At 51.4% G+C, this 1,833-nt stretch carries 2 protein-coding genes and 1 riboswitch; of the genes, one reads left to right on the forward strand and one right to left on the reverse strand.

Annotated features, from left to right (window positions below; translation table 11 throughout):
* Positions 1-254, reverse strand: a 254-nt coding sequence (locus WG8_RS02245; RefSeq protein WP_007428434.1) for a serine dehydratase beta chain, incomplete at its 3' end; no start/stop codon positions are given.
* A 211-nt stretch (positions 255-465) separates the two neighbouring features.
* A riboswitch (glycine riboswitch) is annotated at positions 466-581 on the reverse strand.
* 213 nt (positions 582-794) lie between these two features.
* Between WG8_RS02245 and WG8_RS27715 the strand changes: the two genes are divergently transcribed.
* A partial coding sequence (locus WG8_RS27715; RefSeq protein ID WP_007428436.1) for a DUF6359 domain-containing protein occupies positions 795-1,833 on the forward strand: 1,039 nt, incomplete at its 3' end.

Here is a 1,833-nt window from a genome sequence, read left to right on the forward strand (position 1 = left end):
GCCCATTGCTCGGCATCGGGAATGCGGCTGTCGTCCGTATCATAATTGAGCAGCCCTGCGATGAGCGCCAGATCTGTGCCATGTCCTTTGTAAGTATCGGCAAATGAGCCGTACAGTGTCATGCGGGCACGGTCGGGTTGTGCGCCGAGCCAGTGCCGGGCAACGCGTGCGAGCCGCACCGCGCCTGCGGTATGTGAGCTGGAAGGTCCGGTCATGGCCGGGCCGATAATGGAAAATACATCTTTGAAACGCATGGTGTGGCCCCCTGTATGTTTTAGTACCATAATATATGGTATTGCCGCGTCTTTGCGCGTATATGACGGTTCCCAATGGTGACGCGCGATGTGAGCACAAAAAAGGACAGGATAAGGAAGTTTCCCTTATCTCTGTCCTCGTTACCTGAGAGTTTCGTGCGGTGTCATTACCGCCTTACCCCTTGGGTGGCTTGCGCTCTCTCCAGAGTTGCGTCAGATGACGATACATGGACCTGAGAGATTATCCGTCAGCCGGGTGCTGGCGTCTTGCTCCTTCGGTGCCTCCAGGCTATAGGCTTCCTGGACGGACTCTCCCGTCATCTTCATTCGCGTATACCGTTCTACAACTATTTCTTAGAGTAATATATGCCGTGTCCGCTGTCAATCACAGAGGATAATTTTTACATAAACTAACGCATTCTCCGTAGAAAAAATTAAATTTTACATAATTATGGATGAAAACAGGAAGGAATTAGAAGGTTGATAGCTAATCTGATAGAGGACAATACCATTTATGGATAATAGGAGGGATATTAACGTATGGCAAAAGGCTTGCGCTTCACAGGTTCACGCTTGAAAGGAATGCTGCATCTAGCAGCGATTGTATCACTGCTGATCGGAATTTTCGTTCCATTCGGTCAAGTTAATGCCGAGGGAGTATTAACGGTGGCAGAAGCACTCCAGCGTCAAAGCAGCGGGGGTACGGTGACGGTAGAGGGCTACGTCGTTGGACACGCGACCGGATCCAAAACGGCTAACTTTTCCAGTCCATTTGCGAATGATTTTAACGTATTGATTGCTGATCAAGCCAATGAACGCAATACGTCTAATCTATTGGATGTACAGCTTACATCAGCGTACAGAGGGCAATTTGGACTTTCAGGCCACCCTGAGCTGATCGGCAGCAAAATCCGCGTGACGGGTACGCTTGGCGCCTACAACAATTTTGGCGGAGTGAAAAGCCCAAGCGCTGTGGAACTGGTGAGCGGAAGCGAGCCGGGAAACCCTGGTGAACCGGGCGAGCCTGATCCTGGCACTCCGGGTCAACCGGGTACTACATTGCCGGATGGAAAAGGCAAAAAGGTGCTGTTCGATAATACGCACGCACAGACAGCTGGAGCCGCGGATTGGGTCATTGATGGCGCCTTCTCCGATTTTGCAGGCGGGCTGCGCAAGGCAGGCTTTACGGTGGAACAATTGAACCGCAGCATTCCTTTTACCTATGGAGAGCAGGCCATAACGTATGACAAGCTTCGCCCATATGATGTGTTCATCATCGGTGAAGCCAATGTTGCCTTTAAGGCATCCGAGCAGGCTGCTTTGCTGCAATATGTGAAGAACGGAGGCAGCGTATTCTTCATCTCCGATCACTATAACGCAGACCGCAACAAAAACCGTTGGGATTCTTCCGAGGTTATGAACGGCTACCGTCGCGGGGCCTATTCCAACCCGGCTAAAGGCATGACGGCAGAAGAAGCTGCATCACCAGCAATGCAGGGATTAACCAGCTCCGACTGGCTGGCGACGAACTTTGGCGTTCGTTTCCGTTACAATGCGCTTGGTGACGTGAACGCTACCG

The sequence above is a fragment of the Paenibacillus sp. Aloe-11 genome (assembly GCF_000245715.1).
GTDB classification, from domain to species: Bacteria; Bacillota; Bacilli; order Paenibacillales; family Paenibacillaceae; genus Paenibacillus; species Paenibacillus kribbensis.